This window comes from Micromonospora sp. NPDC047756 (assembly GCF_055587245.1).
Genome location: NZ_JBVJGQ010000002.1, coordinates 383,249 through 397,933, shown reverse-complemented (window position 1 = coordinate 397,933; position 14,685 = coordinate 383,249). Strand labels below are relative to the sequence as shown.

Annotated in this window: 13 protein-coding genes; 4 read left to right on the top strand and 9 right to left on the bottom strand. The window is 69.6% G+C overall.

Going from position 1 to position 14,685, the window contains the following annotated elements; all coding sequences use genetic code 11:
• Positions 1-38: 38 nt before the first annotated feature.
• The 8 genes from ACZ6NZ_RS06895 to ACZ6NZ_RS06860 form a co-directional block, all read right to left on the bottom strand.
• Positions 39-500 (bottom strand): class F sortase, encoded by a 462-nt coding sequence (locus tag ACZ6NZ_RS06895; RefSeq protein WP_366609055.1) that lies wholly within the window; start codon positions 498-500, stop codon positions 39-41.
• Positions 501-741: 241 nt separating this feature from the next.
• Positions 742-1,530, bottom strand: a complete 789-nt coding sequence (locus ACZ6NZ_RS06890) for a hypothetical protein (protein WP_465856501.1) — start codon at positions 1,528-1,530, stop codon at positions 742-744.
• A 118-nt stretch (positions 1,531-1,648) separates the two neighbouring features.
• Complete coding sequence (locus ACZ6NZ_RS06885; RefSeq protein ID WP_465856499.1) at positions 1,649-3,172, bottom strand: molybdopterin-dependent oxidoreductase; 1,524 nt, start codon at positions 3,170-3,172, stop codon at positions 1,649-1,651.
• Between the two features lie 59 nt (positions 3,173-3,231).
• Positions 3,232-3,861: a fasciclin domain-containing protein gene (locus tag ACZ6NZ_RS06880; RefSeq protein ID WP_465856497.1), complete on the bottom strand. Its 630-nt coding sequence runs from the start codon at positions 3,859-3,861 to the stop codon at positions 3,232-3,234.
• Positions 3,862-4,024: 163 nt separating this feature from the next.
• A complete protein-coding gene (locus tag ACZ6NZ_RS06875) occupies positions 4,025-4,948 on the bottom strand; it encodes a serine hydrolase (protein WP_465856495.1) in 924 nt (307 codons plus the stop codon).
• Positions 4,941-5,624 carry a hypothetical protein gene (locus ACZ6NZ_RS06870; RefSeq protein WP_465856493.1) on the bottom strand — a complete coding sequence of 228 codons (684 nt, stop codon included), beginning with the start codon at positions 5,622-5,624 and terminating at the stop codon, positions 4,941-4,943. Before ACZ6NZ_RS06870 ends, ACZ6NZ_RS06875 begins: the two co-directional genes overlap by 8 nt.
• A gap of 150 nt (positions 5,625-5,774) precedes the next feature.
• On the bottom strand, positions 5,775-6,275 hold the full coding sequence (locus tag ACZ6NZ_RS06865) for a SigE family RNA polymerase sigma factor (RefSeq protein ID WP_465856491.1): 501 nt from the start codon (positions 6,273-6,275) through the stop codon (positions 5,775-5,777).
• Entirely contained in the window at positions 6,268-7,146 is an 879-nt protein-coding gene (locus ACZ6NZ_RS06860) for a hypothetical protein (protein ID WP_465856489.1), read from the bottom strand. The genes ACZ6NZ_RS06865 and ACZ6NZ_RS06860 overlap by 8 nt, the downstream gene beginning before the upstream one ends.
• A gap of 897 nt (positions 7,147-8,043) precedes the next feature.
• Here ACZ6NZ_RS06860 and ACZ6NZ_RS06855 point away from each other — a divergent pair.
• A complete protein-coding gene (locus tag ACZ6NZ_RS06855) occupies positions 8,044-10,422 on the top strand; it encodes a non-reducing end alpha-L-arabinofuranosidase family hydrolase (RefSeq protein WP_465856487.1) in 2,379 nt (792 codons plus the stop codon).
• 153 nt (positions 10,423-10,575) lie between these two features.
• Positions 10,576-11,901, top strand: coding sequence for a poly(ethylene terephthalate) hydrolase family protein (locus ACZ6NZ_RS06850; protein ID WP_465856485.1), 1,326 nt, complete (start codon positions 10,576-10,578; stop codon positions 11,899-11,901).
• Between the two features lie 114 nt (positions 11,902-12,015).
• Here the strand turns inward: ACZ6NZ_RS06850 and ACZ6NZ_RS06845 are convergent, their stop codons facing one another.
• Positions 12,016-12,504 carry a hypothetical protein gene (locus ACZ6NZ_RS06845; RefSeq protein ID WP_465856483.1) on the bottom strand — a complete coding sequence of 163 codons (489 nt, stop codon included), beginning with the start codon at positions 12,502-12,504 and terminating at the stop codon, positions 12,016-12,018.
• A 330-nt stretch (positions 12,505-12,834) separates the two neighbouring features.
• Here ACZ6NZ_RS06845 and pdxR point away from each other — a divergent pair, with 330 nt between their 5' ends.
• Together pdxR and ACZ6NZ_RS06835 are read left to right on the top strand one after the other, a co-directional pair.
• The gene (pdxR, locus tag ACZ6NZ_RS06840; protein WP_465856481.1) at positions 12,835-14,286 is read left to right on the top strand and encodes a MocR-like pyridoxine biosynthesis transcription factor PdxR; all 1,452 of its coding nucleotides are present in this window, start codon (positions 12,835-12,837) and stop codon (positions 14,284-14,286) included.
• The gene (locus ACZ6NZ_RS06835) at positions 14,274-14,678 is read left to right on the top strand and encodes a cupin domain-containing protein (RefSeq protein WP_465856479.1); all 405 of its coding nucleotides are present in this window, start codon (positions 14,274-14,276) and stop codon (positions 14,676-14,678) included. The genes pdxR and ACZ6NZ_RS06835 overlap by 13 nt, the downstream gene beginning before the upstream one ends.
• The last annotated feature ends 7 nt before the right edge of the window (positions 14,679-14,685 follow it).

The window sequence follows — 14,685 nt, the reverse complement described above, 5'->3', positions numbered from 1 at the left end:
TGTGCTGTCGACGGCCCGGTGTGCCGCCGCACTCGTGTCTAGGCGGGACGGGCCTGGGCGAGGCGCGCGTAGACGATGACATTGTCGCGGTAGTGCTGGGTGGTGTCGTCGAACTCGCCGCCGCAGGTGATCAGGCGTAACGCCGCATGGTCGGTCGCCCCGTACACCTCGGTGGTGGGGAAGCGGTCCTTGGGATGCTGCTCGACCCTGGTGACGGTGAACATCGCGGTGCTGCCATCCTGACGATCGACGGTGATCCCGGCGCCGACAGGCAGCTTGCCCAGGTCGAAGAACGTCCCGCGGCGGCCCTTCCAGTTGACGTGCCCGGCCAGCACGGCCGGCCCGAGAGCGCCGGGCGTCGGCGCCTTGGTGAACCAGCCCACATCGGTGGCGCTGTCCGGAACCTGCATCGCGCCGTCCGCCTGCAGACCGAGCGCGACGATGGCGGCGGTGGCCTTCAGCGACGGGATCGACACCCGCGTCGGTGGTGAACCGGCCATCAGCGGTCCCGAGGTCAACTCGCCCGGCCCGCTCGCCGGGACAGGCGACGCGTTCGCGGCTGGTGCCGCAGCGGACCTGTCGGGTCCGGGCGGGTCGCCGCCCCGCCTGGCGACTGCGACACCGATCGTCAGGACCGCCGTCACGGTGAGGATGCCGGCCGCCGCCAGGAGCGCGTGACGCCCCCGGCGACGGCCGGCCGGCACTGGTGCGTCGCCGGTGTCCGTCACGATCGCCGCCGGCTCAGCGCTCGCCGGCGAGCCGTCGTCGCGCGACGACCGCACCGGCAGCGCCCAGCAACGCGAGACCACCCACCGCGTAGATCATCATCGGCGATCCGCCGGAGGTGCTGCCATCTCCGGTGGCGACACCCCCCGCGGGTACGGAGCCGGCGGCCGCGCCGCTGACCATGCCGCACGTCGCGGGGTCGGTGGCCTCGGCGGGGATGCCGTTGACGCCGATGGACTTGGCGAACGTCGACTCGCCGAGCGCTTCCATGTCGTACGTGCCGTTCTTGTTGGCGTCGATGCCGTGCTGCACGAGGTGCAGGTCCTTCAGGTGCTCGATGGTCCCCTTGGGCAGTTCGGCAGCCGGGATGGTGCGCTCGTAACGGAGGTTGCCGTTCGCGTCGGCCTTCGGCATCCGGTCCACCGCCAAGCCGCTGGCCTTGGTCGTGTCGCCGGTGGTGGTCAGCGAGATGAAGATGTCCCCGTACATCTTCAGGCCCTCCTCGGTGCTGACGAAGCCGTTGCCGTTGGCGTCGGCGGACTTGTCCGGGCAGTGGAAGTCCATGCCGTTCGCCGCGCCGTGCACGTGCTGGGCGTGCGGCGAGTTCGGCGTCATGCCCTTCGACCGGATCATGACCTTCAGGTCACCGCCGCTCGTCGCGGTCAACGTGGCGGTTCCGGTGGCACCGGTCTCGTTGAGGTCCTGCAACTGGACCTGCACGCTCTCGTCGGCGTGCGCGACCCCCGGAAACGCGAGGACCAGTGCGGCTGCGGGCACGGTGAGCAGGGCTCGGGACAATCTCACAACAAATCTCCGTCTCCGCCTGGGTACGGCGTCGATGCTCGGGTGCTGTCGGAAGGGATTCGTCGCCTCCGGTCCGGCGGATTGGTCCCGGCCCGGCTTTTTTCCGGTCCGCACCAGCTCAGGTGATGGTCACTGTGGTGCTGTGCCAGCCGGTCGCGCCGTCCGGGAAGGGCGCGGCCCGTTGATCGGTCTGGGTCGCGCCGGTGGCATCGGTGGCCCGTACACGCAGGGTGTGGCTGCCGGGGCCGGCGTCCCAGCGGTAGGCCCACTGCCGCCACAGGTCCGCTGAGGGGCCGTCGGCGAGGCGGGCCTGCCGCCACGGCCCGTCGTCGATCTGCACCTCGACGGCGGTGATCCCGCGACGTTGCGCCCAGGCGACACCGGCGATCATCACGGGGCCGGCGCGCCGTTGGGCGAAGGGTTTCGGGGTGTCGATGCGGGACGCGGTCTTGACGGGCGCCTCGGCGGCCCACCCGCGCTGCACCCAGTAGGGATCGAACGCGTCGAAGGTGGTCACCTGCAGGGAGGTGAGCCACTTGCAGGCGCCGACGTAGCCGTAGAGCCCGGGGACGAGCATACGGACGGGAAAGCCGTGCTCCAGGGGCAGGGGTTCGCCGTTCATGGCCACGGCCAACAGCGCGTCGCGACCGTCGAGGATCGCCTGAAGCGGGGTGCCGATGGTCATGCCCTCCACGGAACGGCTGACGAGCTGATCCTGCCCGGGGCGGATGCCGGCCTCGCGAAGCAGCGGCGCCAGGGGGATCCCCGTCCAACGGGCGGTGCCGATGTAGGGGCCGCCGACCTCGTTGGAGACGCAGTTGAGGGTGATGTCGCGCTCCACCACGCCGCGGGCGAGGAGCTCGTCGAATGTCCAGGTACGGGGCCGATCGACCGCTCCACCCAGGGTCAGCCGCCAGGTTTCCGCGTCGACCTGCGGGACGGTGAGGGCGGTGTCGACCCGGTAGAAGTCCCGGTTGGGGGTGAGGAACGCCGAGACACCGTCCACGCCAGCGGAGACGCCGCCGGGCAGCGGCGGCGCGGGTTGCGTCGGCGGCGGTATGCGGACGGCCGCGCGGGAACGGGCGCCTGCGGCTCTGCCGCGACCGACAGTCTGGCCGATGGTCGCCGTGGCGGCGGCGGTGAGCGCTGCTCCCGCCGCCGTGGCCAGGAACTGGCGGCGGTTGAGCAGCCGCGGCCGACCCGGGCCAGGAACCGGGAGCGTCCGAGCGGCGTGTGCCACCACCAGCATCGCGGCCATTCCGATGCCGGCCCCCGCCAGTACCGGCAGGACGTCCACGAGTGTCGCCGTCGGGCGGGACAGGGCGGCGGCGACACCGACGGCAGCGAACACGGCAAGGCCCGCCAGACCGTACCGGCGGCGTCGTAACGTCGCCGCGCCGAGCAGAACCGCGCTCAGCGCCAGCACTGTGTAGACGCCGGCCAGGAGGGCGGCCTTGTCGTTGGTGCCGAAGGTACGGATGGCGAATGCCTTGACCGGTTGTGGTGCCAGATCCACAGCGGCACCACCGACCGTCAGCACCGGGTCGGCGGCCGGATCGACCAGCGCCGCGACGAGGTGGGCCACGCCCAGGGCGACCCCGGCGCTGACCACGCCGACGACGAGGCCGCGGATGGCTGTCATGCTTCGGGACGGCCCCGGCCGGCGGTTCGCCGGCCGGGGCTCGACGGGGGTGGACACCCTCAGCTCTTGGGCATCAGGACGCTGTCAACGATGTACACCGTGGCGTTGGCCGTCGAGACGTTCCCGCAGACCACCATCGAGGTGCCGTTGACGGTGAACGACGTGCCACTACCGGTCACCGTGACGTCGTCGCCCTGCATCGTCTTGTGGGTGCCGGCCAGGGTGTCCGGGGACAACTGGGTCGGCACCACGTGGTAGGTGAGGATCTTCTTCAGCATGGCGTCGTCGGCCAGGACCTTGTCCAGGTCGGCCTTCGGGATCTTGGCGAACGCGTCGTTGGTCGGCGCGAACACCGTCACGCCCTGCGCGCCGTTGAGCGAGTCCACCAGGTTGGCCTGCTTCACCGCCGTGACCAGCGTCGACAACAGTGGGTTGCCGGACGCGGCGGTGGCCACCGGCACCTTCGCCATCGCCTCGAAACTGCCCGGGTTGGACGAATCGGTCGGCACGGCCGCGCACCCCGAGCCGAACTGACCCGACATCATCATCGACGGCGACGCCGAGGCCATCGGCGCGCTGGCCGACGTACTCGGTGTGCCGCCGGCGGTGTCCTCGCTGTCGGTTCCGCCGCAGGCGGACAGGGCCAGCACGGCGATCACGCCGACCGTGGCAAACAGGCGCCGCTTCATACGAACTCCTCAGATGCTTGTACTCGATTGCTGCTGTCATGAGGCATTCGAGGCCGACCCGCAGACGGATGGGTACAAGATCGGGAATTGTGTGCTGCCGGCGATGACAAGCGCCCGCCGGGCCGGTCGACCGACCCACTGTGGGCCTGAGCGGACCGGGGGCCTACCCCGGCGACAGCCCGTCGTGCGCGGTGGCGGCGCGCAGCTCCTTGAGCACGTAGGTGGCGGCCTTCTCGACGACGCGGATGCCCGCCTTCTGGCTCACGTGATGGTCGGAGAGCACGGCGATCAGCCAGTCATGATCGGCGTCGACGATCCGCCCGATGCTGTTGACCAGCCAGCGGCCCCCGTCGACGTCGGCGGTGTCCCAGCCGTTCTTGACGTACTCGGAACGACCGCCCGGCTGCCGCGCGGCGGTGACCCCCCACCGCTGCTCGGGGGTCACCTTCTTCATGAGACCCATGATGAAGGTGCGGTCCTGCGGGGTCAGCGGTCCCGTCGGCGACGTCAGCGCGGTCAGCAGGCGGAGCTGGTCGGCGACCGTGGTCGTGGTGAGCCCCCAGTGCGAGTTGGGCTTCGTCTCACGCAGACCGAGTTCGCGATTCGCGGCCGTGAGGCCGCGCGAGCCCTCGATCCGCTGCCACAGGGCCACCGCCGCATCGTTGTCACTGGACACGATCATGGCCTCGGCCAACCGTCGGGTGCCAGCACTCAGGGCCTTGCCCGCCGGGTTCTGCCGCAGCAGGAGAGCCGCGAGGATGTTGACCTTGACGATGCTGGCGGTCTCGAAGCGTTTGGCGCCGACCGTCACCGACGCCGTCCCTTGTCGATCCAGTGCCGCGATCGCGAGGTGGCCGTCGTAGCGCTCCACGTAAGCCTCGATGCGCGTTCTCGCCTGGCCGATCCAGTCGATGGCCGGCGTCGTGGGGATCGGACTGGTCGGGGAGGAACCGTGCGATGGTCCGGCCTCGTCACCGTCGCGGCCGCGCGTGGCACCGTAGGCGGCCGTCGCAACGCCGGCCAGCGACACGGTGGCCGCGGAGAGGACCCAGCGTCGCGACAGCTGCCGCCCTGTCCGCTCAGCCAAGGCGGGCCACCACCCTCGCGGCGATCGAGTCCACCACGGCCTGGCTGCCCGGATCGGGCAGGCGGACCGTCGAGACCGTCTCACCCCGTCTCACCACCACGAAGTACGTGACGGTGTCCGGGGTGTCCGTGTGCGCGATACGACCTCGAATGAGCATCCCGGTGCCCTCCAGATATTGCGGGTCCACGACGTCGAACGAGACCTGCGATCCGAGGACCGGGTAGCTCGCACACCGCAGGAGGACCCGACGGACGTCGTCGACGTTCCGCTCGGCCCATCCGGGTTCGTACGTCTCCACGACGTGGTGGGCCGGCGACGAGCCGCCGGACGGCCGGTAGTAGCGCTGCACGGCAGCACGCCGATGCGACTTGGCCAGGTAGTCGCTGCTCCGGTAGTTGGGACAGCTGTCCTGCTCCCACGGCCAGGACGCCAGACCGACTCGCGCGTCGTCCGCATGCCAGTCCGCTCCCAGATCGCCCGCCCCCAGCAGCAGACGTGGGTCGCCCCGTTCCGCGTTCACGCTGCGCGGCTCGTCGGGGCCGACACCGGGCTCCCCCCGATGGCACCCCGCGACCATGACCGCCAACGCCGTCAGGACCACCGGCACGAGCGCCACCGAACCGCGGCCCCTGCCGCGAATCCGGCCTCGGCTCGTCCGGTTGCTCCATACGGACACCGAAAACCTCCCCAAACGCAGATATCTGCCACCACACGTGGCGCTTCGGCCGACGACGCGTGGCGGCCCCTTGGTCGCCGCCGCGGCGATGTGCCGGCCGACGGTCCAGCCCCACCGGGCTGCGCACACCCCGCTCGCAGGCGGGACCTGTCAATGGCGTTCCTCGGCGAACAGCTCGGAACGGGTCTCGCCGAGCAGCTCGCGCAGCCGGTTGAGGGAGCGCATGCTCTGGCTCTTGACGACGGCGATGGAGACGCCCACCACCTCGGCGGTCGTCTCCACGCTCAGGTCGTCCCAGTACCGCAGGACGATGATCGCCCGGTCCCGCAACGGCAGGGTGGCGACCGCGTCCAGCAACGTCATGCGCAGCTCGGCCGGATGTTCCTCGCCCCGCTCCGGCGGCGCCGACATCGCCAATTCGCGGCTGGAGCGCCGTCGCTGCTGGTCGAGCATGCAGCGCAGCAGTATCTTGCGGGCGTACGCGTGGGGATCGTCGGCCCGGCGGACCCGCCTCCAGTTGGCGTACACCTTGGCCAGCGTCGTCTGGGTGAGGTCCTGGGCGAGATGCCAGTCGCGGCACATCAGGAACGCGGCGTCGCGCAGCCGGCCGGCGGCCGCCTGCGCGAACTCCACGAAGTCTTCGTCAGCCATTCGACCGGGCCAACCTGGGGAACCTCTTGGCGCCGTTGATGACGTACTCGGCCGGCAGTTTCGTCCCCCAGGCCGGGTTGGCGGCGATCTCGATCGCCTCCTCCAGGGAGAGGACGGCCGGTGCCGGAACGGTTCCCTTGGGGCCCCAGACCAGACAGGTAGCGATCATGAGATCGACCTGGAGGCCGGCGTCGTGATGCACGGTGATCATCTGGGTCTGCACGCAGTTGCCGGGTACCTCGGTCAGCTCCACCGTCCCCGGGACAGGGTTGCCGCCGAGGCGGTCCCGGTAGATGGAGAGCCGCAGCATGCCCGGTCCATCGCCACGGTCCAGGTAGAGCTGGACGTACGGCATGCCAGGGCCAGCTCCGCTGCTCTCAAGACCCACGTAACCGCTGGTCTTCCCGGTGGGCAGCAGCCGGGTCAGCAGTTCCAGGGCGCCCTCGGGGGTGGTGGTCACCAGGTCACCGTCCGGCCCCGCCCCGATTCTCACGGTGTCGATCACTGTGGTGAAGGGAGTCGGCGGCACCGACCGAGCGGGGTTCTCTTCGGTGCCCGGCTCGAAACCGCCCGGGGCGTCAGTTGGGGAATCGGTCGGGGACGGCGTGCCGGTGGCGACCGAGGTGCCCGGCAAAACCAGGTTCGGCCCGCCGGGCTGACCGGTGTCATCCGCTCCGCTGCCGAGCGGACCGGCGGCCAGCCCGATCACGAGCAGCATCGCCAACGCCGAACCGCCGGCACCGAACTGCGCCAGGCGACGCTGTCGGCGCAGTCGGCGGCCCTGCACCATCGACTGTTGGACCAGGTCACCCAATGGCGGGGCGGGGTGTCGGTCCAGGTCGTCCCTGAAACTCCCACGCACGTCGCCCATGTCCTTGTTCCTCCTCGGCCGACCGCCCGCGGTGGCGATCCGTCACTGACCTGACGGGTTGGCACGCCGATTTGGTTACCGGATTTCGACACGAATTTTCAGCCGCCCGTGGCGGCGGAACGCCGCGTTCCCGTGCGTGTGCGGGCACCTCCGTAGCGTCACACTCCGCCGGCCAGAAGCGTCGCCACAGGCGGTTCGAGCAGCTGGAACGTCTGGCTCCCCCCGGGCCAACGGGTGACGCCGTCGGTCGAGGCACAATCCGTAGAGCATCCTAGGAGGTTAGGTCGACGGACTCGCGCGCTCCGCGCCGGACACCCGGCATGTTCCGCGACCCGCCACCGGGCGGTGGAGCCCGCCGACGCGGACGTCCAGCCTGTCGCCTCCGACCTGGCCCACGCCGGACGGCTGTCGACCAGCCACTTCGCGTGCGGACTCCACCCCTTCCGCCCGGATCCGTAACAGGTCCGAAACTACCGGTTGAAAACTCTGGAATTTTCTGCCAGCCTGAGAGCCATCGACAAGTGTGAACGTTAACAAGATCAGTTAGCACTGGAGGCGCTCCACGCGACCGTCGGGTCCACCCACCTGCCAGGTGAGCACGTCCACCACCGAACGAGCCCGACGCCCGCAACCGCTCCCCCACGGGCGACCGGGCCTACCTGTCACCACCCTTTATCCGCTGGCCAGACAGCCCGAGCCCACTCAGGTCCGGGCGGGCACCCGAGATGAGTTCCGCCTTCGCTCGGGCGAGCTCACCATCGCGTCCGCCGCGTCCGAGCGGGGCCTCCCGCTGCACCAGCGACACGAATCCCGTACCCCACCACTGGAGGGATCAGCATGGTTTCCCGTACCCGTCCCATCGGGCGCACCCGACTACGAACACTCACTCTTTCCGGAATGGCCGCGATAATTCTGGCCCTGGTCGTGTCGCTGCTGCCCAATCTGGCCCAGGCCGCCGAGACGACCCTCGGTGCCGCCGCAGCCCAGTCCGGCCGGTACTTCGGTGCCGCCGTCGCCGCCAACAAGCTCAACGACAGCGCCTACACGACGATCCTGAACCGGGAGTTCAACAGCATCACTCCCGAGAACGAGATGAAGATCGACGCGACCGAGCCGCAGCAGAACAACTTCACCTTCGGCAACGCGGACCGGATCGTGAACCACGCCATCTCCCGGGGTTGGAAGGTTCGGGGCCACACCCTGGCCTGGTACTCGCAGCAGCCGGGCTGGATGCAGAGCATGGAGGGCACCGCGCTGCGCAACGCGATGCTGAACCATGTCACCCGGGTGGCCAGCTACTACCGGGGCAAGATCGACTCGTGGGACGTGGTGAACGAGGCGTTCGAGGACGGCAACAGTGGCGCCCGCCGCAACTCGAACCTGCAGCGCACCGGAAACGACTGGATCGAGGCCGCGTTCCGTGCCGCCGACGCGGCGGACCCGAACGCGAAGCTCTGCTACAACGACTACAACACCGACAACTGGACCTGGGCCAAGACGCAGGCCGTCTACAACATGGTGCGTGACTTCAAGTCTCGTGGCGTTCCGATCGACTGCGTCGGCTTCCAGTCGCACTTCAACGCCAACTCGCCGTACAACAGCAACTACCGCACCACGCTGTCCAGCTTCGCCGCCCTCGGGGTGGACGTGCAGGTCACCGAGTTGGACATCGAGGGGTCCGGCACCACGCAGGCCAACACCTACCGCAGTGTCGTCAACGACTGCCTCGCCGTGGCTCGCTGCAACGGGCTCACCGTGTGGGGCGTGCGGGACTGTGACTCGTGGCGCTCCGGCGGCACCCCGCTGCTCTTCGAGTGCAACGGCACCAAGAAGGCCGCCTACACGGCCACCCTGGAGGCGCTGAACAGCGCGGGCCCCACCAACCCGCCCACCGACCCGCCGACCAACCCGCCGACCAACCCGCCGGGGGGCTCCGCCAACGAGATAGTCGGCACGCAGTCCGGCCGGTGCGTGGACGTGCCGAACGCGGCAACCACCAACGGCACCCGGGTCCAGCTCTACGACTGCAACAAGCAGACCAACCAGGCCTGGACCTACACGTCGAACAAACAACTCCAGGTGTACGGAAACATGTGCCTCGACGCCGCCGGCTCCGGCAACGGCGCGGCCGTGCAGATCTACAGCTGCCACAGCCAGACCAACCAGCAGTGGAACGTCAACTCCAACGGCACCATCAGCGGCGTGCAGTCCGGGCGCTGCCTGGACGTCTGGAGCACCGCCAACGGCGCCCAGATCCAGCTCTACGACTGCCACGGCCAGACCAACCAGCAGTTCCGGCTCGCCGCCCTCGGCGGTACCACCCCGACGCCCACGACGCCGCCCACGACGACGCCGCCGCCGACCAGCACGTGTGACCTTCCGTCGTCGTACCGCTGGTCGTCCTCGGGCGTGCTGGCGCAGCCGAGGTCGGGCTGGGTCTCGCTGAAGGACTTCACCGTCGCGCCGTACAACGGCCAGCAACTGGTCTACGCCACCACCCACGACACCGGCACCACGTGGGGCTCGATGAACTTCGGGCTCTTCAACAACTACTCCCAGATGGGCTCGGCCAGCCAGAACGCGATGAACTCGGCGACCGTCGCGCCGTCGCTGTTCTACTTCGCGCCGCGCAACATCTGGGTGCTGGCCTACCAGTGGGGTGGCACGGCGTTCTCGTACCGGACCTCCAGCGACCCGACCAACCCGAACGGCTGGTCGTCGGCGCAGACGCTGTTCACCGGCAGCATCTCCAACTCGAACACCGGCCCGATCGACCAGGCCCTCATCGGTGACGACCAGAACATGTACCTGTTCTTCGCCGGTGACAACGGCCGGATCTACCGGGCCAGCATGCCGATCGGGAACTTCCCCGGCAGCTTCGGCGCCAACTACACGACCATCATGACCGACTCGACGAACAACCTCTTCGAAGCCGTGCAGGTCTACAAGCTCCAGGGCCTGAACAAGTACCTGATGATCGTCGAGGCGATCGGCGCGAACGGGCGCTACTTCCGTTCGTTCACCGCCAGCAGCCTGGGTGGGTCGTGGACCCCGCAGGCCACCAGCGAGAGCAACCCGTTCGCGGGTAAGGCCAACAGCGGTGCCACCTGGACCAACGACATCAGCCACGGTGAGCTGCTGCGCACCAACGCCGACCAGACCATGACGGTCGACGCCTGCAACCTGCAACTGCTCTACCAGGGTCGTTCGCCCAGCTCCGGCGGTGACTACGGCCTCCTGCCGTACCGACCGGGTCTGCTGACCCTGCAACGCTGACGACCGGACATCACCGGGGGCGGGCGGGCTCGGCACACGACGAGCCCGCCCGCCTTCTCGCTCCCCCACCACCAGGAGGTACCGACAGTGCGAGGACCCGCAGACCACCCTCCGCCCACGGGGAACACCGAGGCCGACCGAGTGTCGACCGGTGTGAGGGGCCGACTGTTCAAGCTCGCCGCGGCCGGGATCGCCGCCGCGGTCGGGTTGCTCACCATCACCCTGGCGACCGGGTCGGCGTCGGCCGCCGACAACCCGTACCAGCGGGGCCCGGACCCCACCCGGACCAGCGTCACCGCCGTGAACGGCCCCTTTGCCAACACCTCAGTCAGCGTCCCGACCGGGTACGGCTTCAACGGCGGCCGGATCTACTACCCGACCGACACCAGCCAGGGAACCTTCGGGGCCATCGCGATCTCGCCGGGTTACACGGCGCTGTTCTCCGCCGAGCTGGCCTGGATGGGACCGTGGCTGGCGTCCCACGGTTTCGTCGTGATCGGCATCGAGACCAACAGCCGCAACGACTTCGACACGGCCCGCGGCACCCAGTTGCTCGCCGCACTGGATTACCTCACGCAGCAGAGCCCCGTACGCGACCGGGTCGACCCCAACCGGTTGGCGGTCGCCGGTCACTCGATGGGCGGCGGCGGCGCGCTGAGCGCAGCCACCCGACGCCCGTCGTTGAAGGCAGTGGTCGGCATCGCGCCGTACTCGCCGTCGTCGAACCTGGCCAACGACCGGGTCCCCACCATGATCTTCGCCGGTCAGGCGGACACGGTGGTCACCCCGTCCTACGCCACCGGCCTGTACAACAGCCTCCCGGCCACGACGGAAAGCGTCTACGTGGAGGTCGCCGGCGCGGATCATGGCTTCATGGTCGGGCGGTCGAACCCGGTGATGGTCCGGACCATGCTGCCGTTCGTCAAGATGTTCATCGACAACGACACCCGGTACAGCCAGTTCCTCTGCCCCCTGCTGGACTCCAGCGGCGTGGTCACCTACCGCAGCACCTGCCCGTTGCTGCCCTCGACGCCGACCCCGACCGATCCGCCCACCGACCCGCCCACCGACCCGCCGACCAACCCGCCGGGCTCCGCCAGTGAGATCGTCGGCACCCAGTCCGGCCGGTGCGTCGACGTGCCCAACGCCTCCCGAAACAACGGCACCCGGGTCCAGCTCTACAACTGCAACAAGCAGACCAACCAGGCCTGGACCTACACCTCGAACAAACAACTCCAGGTGTACGGAAACATGTGCCTCGACGCGGCCGGCACCGGCAACGGCGCGGCGGTGCAGATCTACAGCTGCCACAGCCAGACCAACCAGCAGTGGAACGTCAACTCCAACGGCACCATCAGCAACGTCCAGTCCGGGCGATGCCTGGACGTCTGGAGCACCGCCAACGGCGCCCAGATCCAGCTCTACGACTGCCACGGCCAGACCAACCAGCAGTTCCGGCTCGCCGCCCTCGCACGTTGATCACGGCCGACTCCGCGCAGCACCTGTTCGAGGGTGTGCGGGTCGACCAGCGACAGGGCGAGATCCAGCACGACTGAAACGGGCGGACCCGGCGCGACGCCGGGTCCGCCCGCTTCACGTGCCCGGACGGCGACGACGCCCGGCGTCCCGGACGAGCGTCAGGGCGATGACGAGAAGGCCGAGCAGGGCGACGACGGCGTTGGCGGTTGTCAGGAACACCTTCTCGCCGGGAGTGGCGTGGTGCAGGTGGGTCAGGTGGAAGAAGAAGTGGGGTATGGCGAAGGTGGAGAAGGCCGCCGCCGCCGGGATGGTGAACGCCGCCCGAGGTACCACGAGCGCGGTGCCGAGGACGACGGCCAGGCCGAGGGTGGCGCCGCCGAAGTCACGCGCGTAGTGCTCACTGAACGGCGGGGTGAGGCTGACGGTCGGGAAGTTGTCGTAGAAGCTTTCGGGAAAGACCTGGTTCCAGAACCCGACAACGAGTTCGTCGAGGAAGAGGACGGCCAGGGCGATCCGAATCAACGCGGTCAGCACGGTGTCCCGCCCACCTGGTGACCGTGCCTGCCGTACGGCCGGGGCGGGTGACCTGCCGTCGTCGTTCATCGGGTCCGCCCGGCGGTGTTCCGCGTCTGCGGGCCGGCCAGCCGCTGGCCGGGACGTCCGAGTCCGCCGGTCCGGCCAGCTACCCCGACTCGCACTGAGCTACCTCCCGATCCGCCTCGCCGTCACGCCGCAGGAGTGCGTCACCCGGACCGGGGTGACAGAGTTCGACAGCTGTGGTGTCACTGCTGGTTCTACCTCTTCGGGACTTCCCACTGCGGCGAAAACTGACCAAACTACCCCAGAGAGCCCTCACCTGCGACGATCTGCGGTGCCTGGCACCTGAGTCGGCGAACCTGCCGGCGCTACCCGTGCGAGTGGGATCGTTGCTGCGTGACGAAGTCGCTCGACCTGCATCTGGAGTTCGATCGGAGCGCGGGTTTCCCGGGTCGCTCGCTGGAGGGCGCGTTACGGGAGAGCATCCGGACCGGCCGGCTGCGGGCCGGGTCGCGCCTACCGGGCAGCCGGAGCCTCGCCGCCGACCTGGGCTTGGCCCGCGGCACTGTCGTGCAGGCGTACGCGCAACTGGTGGCGGAGGGGTGGCTGCTGGCGGCACCCGGCTCAGGCACCCGGGTCGCGGACGTCCGTCATGACCCGCCCGGCTCGCGCGGGCAACCGCGGCCGTCGCCTCCCGCCAGGCCATCGATCGAGTTGCGGCCGGGGATTCCCGACCTCGCGTCGTTCCCCCGTACGGCCTGGGCGGACAGTGTCCGCCGGGCGCTGACAACGGCGTCGCGCGACACGCTGGACTACTCCGAACCGACCGGGCTACCCGCATTGCGGGCGGCGGTGGCCGGCTATCTCGCGCGCACTCGTGGAGTGCTTTGCGACCCGGGTGCGGTGGTGATCACGGCGGGCTTCACCCAGGGCCTCTCCCTTCTCGCGCGGACGCTGTACCGGCGCGGCGTCCGCGCCATCGCCACCGAGAACCCCGGTCTGGCCCACCACCGCATGGTGCTGCGTGCCGCGGGCCTGACAGTCACCCCGCTCACCGTCGGTCCCGGCGGGGCCGACCCGGACGACGCGGCGGGTCAGGCCGCGCTACTCACCCCGGCGCACCAGCATCCGACCGGCGTGGTGCTCGCCCCACGGCACCGCTACCGGCTCATCGACTGGGCCCGGAAGCACGACGCGTTTCTGATCGAGGACGACTACGACGGCGAGTTCCGCTACGACCAGCGGCCGGTGGGCGCCATGCGGGCGCTGGCACCAGAGCGGATCGTGTACGCCGGCAGCACCAGCAAGTCACTGGCGCCAGGAGTCCGCCTGGGCTGGTTCGTCGTCCCCGAGCCACTGCGTCGCGAACTGACGACGACGATCGTGGAGGCCGCTGCCGCAGTCTCCGCGATCGACCAGCTCACCATGGCCGACCTGCTCACGCACGGCGACTACGACCGGCACATCCGCCGCATGCGCCTGACCTACCGGCGTCGACGGACCGAGCTGGCCGGCCGCCTGGCCGAGGTGACCACCACCGCCCTGGAGGGCATCGCTGCCGGCGTGCACGCGCTGCTCCCGCTGGCCTCGGTGGCGCAGGAGCGCTGGCTGATCCAGGCCGGACGCCGCGAGGGACTGCACCTGATCGGATTGCACAGCAACGGCTACTGGCACGATCCCGCGGACGAGCGGCAGGCCGCAGCGCTGGTCCTCGGGTACGCGGCGCCGCCGGCTCATGCCTGGCAGGAGGCGCTGTCCGCACTCTGCCAACTGGTCCATCAGAGCGGTCGCCAACTGGTCCAACCGGCTGGTCCGGTCGGGGATACGTTCGGTCCATGCAGACCATGACAATCGGAAACAACGAGATCGTGCTGCTGGGCACGGCGATGCCGCCGGAGCTGCCGGAGGGCTCCCATGTGATGACAGCGACGATCGAACTGCCACCGGGCGATCCGGGCACGCCGCCGCACCGGCATTCCGGCCCGGTCTTCGGCTACCTGCTCGAAGGCGAGATGATCTTCGAGCTGGAGGGCGAGCCCGAACGGGTGATCAAGGCCGGTGAGGCGTTCTGGGAGCCGGGCGGCGACGTCATCCACTACCGGTCCGCCAACAACCTGTCCGATCGGGTGACGAAGTTCCTGGTCGTGATGGTGTGCGCGCCCGACCAGGAAATGCTGGTGCTGGTGAGCCCCGACGAGCTCGAACAGCGCAAGGACCGCCGCTCGACCCGGCCGAACTGACGGAGAG

Bases quoted from the DNA above. Each gene is read 5' to 3' on its own strand.
- ACZ6NZ_RS06895 (WP_366609055.1), bottom strand. From the start codon at position 500: ATGGCCGGTTCACCACCGACGCGGGTGTCGATCCCGTCGCTGAAGGCC.
- ACZ6NZ_RS06865 (WP_465856491.1), bottom strand. From the start codon at position 6,275: ATGGCTGACGAAGACTTCGTGGAGTTCGCGCAGGCGGCCGCCGGCCGG.
- ACZ6NZ_RS06860 (WP_465856489.1), bottom strand. From the start codon at position 7,146: ATGGGCGACGTGCGTGGGAGTTTCAGGGACGACCTGGACCGACACCCC.
- ACZ6NZ_RS06845 (WP_465856483.1), bottom strand. From the start codon at position 12,504: ATGAACGACGACGGCAGGTCACCCGCCCCGGCCGTACGGCAGGCACGG.
- ACZ6NZ_RS06855 (WP_465856487.1), top strand. From the start codon at position 8,044: ATGGCCGCGATAATTCTGGCCCTGGTCGTGTCGCTGCTGCCCAATCTG.
- ACZ6NZ_RS06835 (WP_465856479.1), top strand. From the start codon at position 14,274: ATGCAGACCATGACAATCGGAAACAACGAGATCGTGCTGCTGGGCACG.
- ACZ6NZ_RS06880 (WP_465856497.1), bottom strand. From the start codon at position 3,861: ATGAAGCGGCGCCTGTTTGCCACGGTCGGCGTGATCGCCGTGCTGGCC.
- ACZ6NZ_RS06885 (WP_465856499.1), bottom strand. From the start codon at position 3,172: ATGACAGCCATCCGCGGCCTCGTCGTCGGCGTGGTCAGCGCCGGGGTC.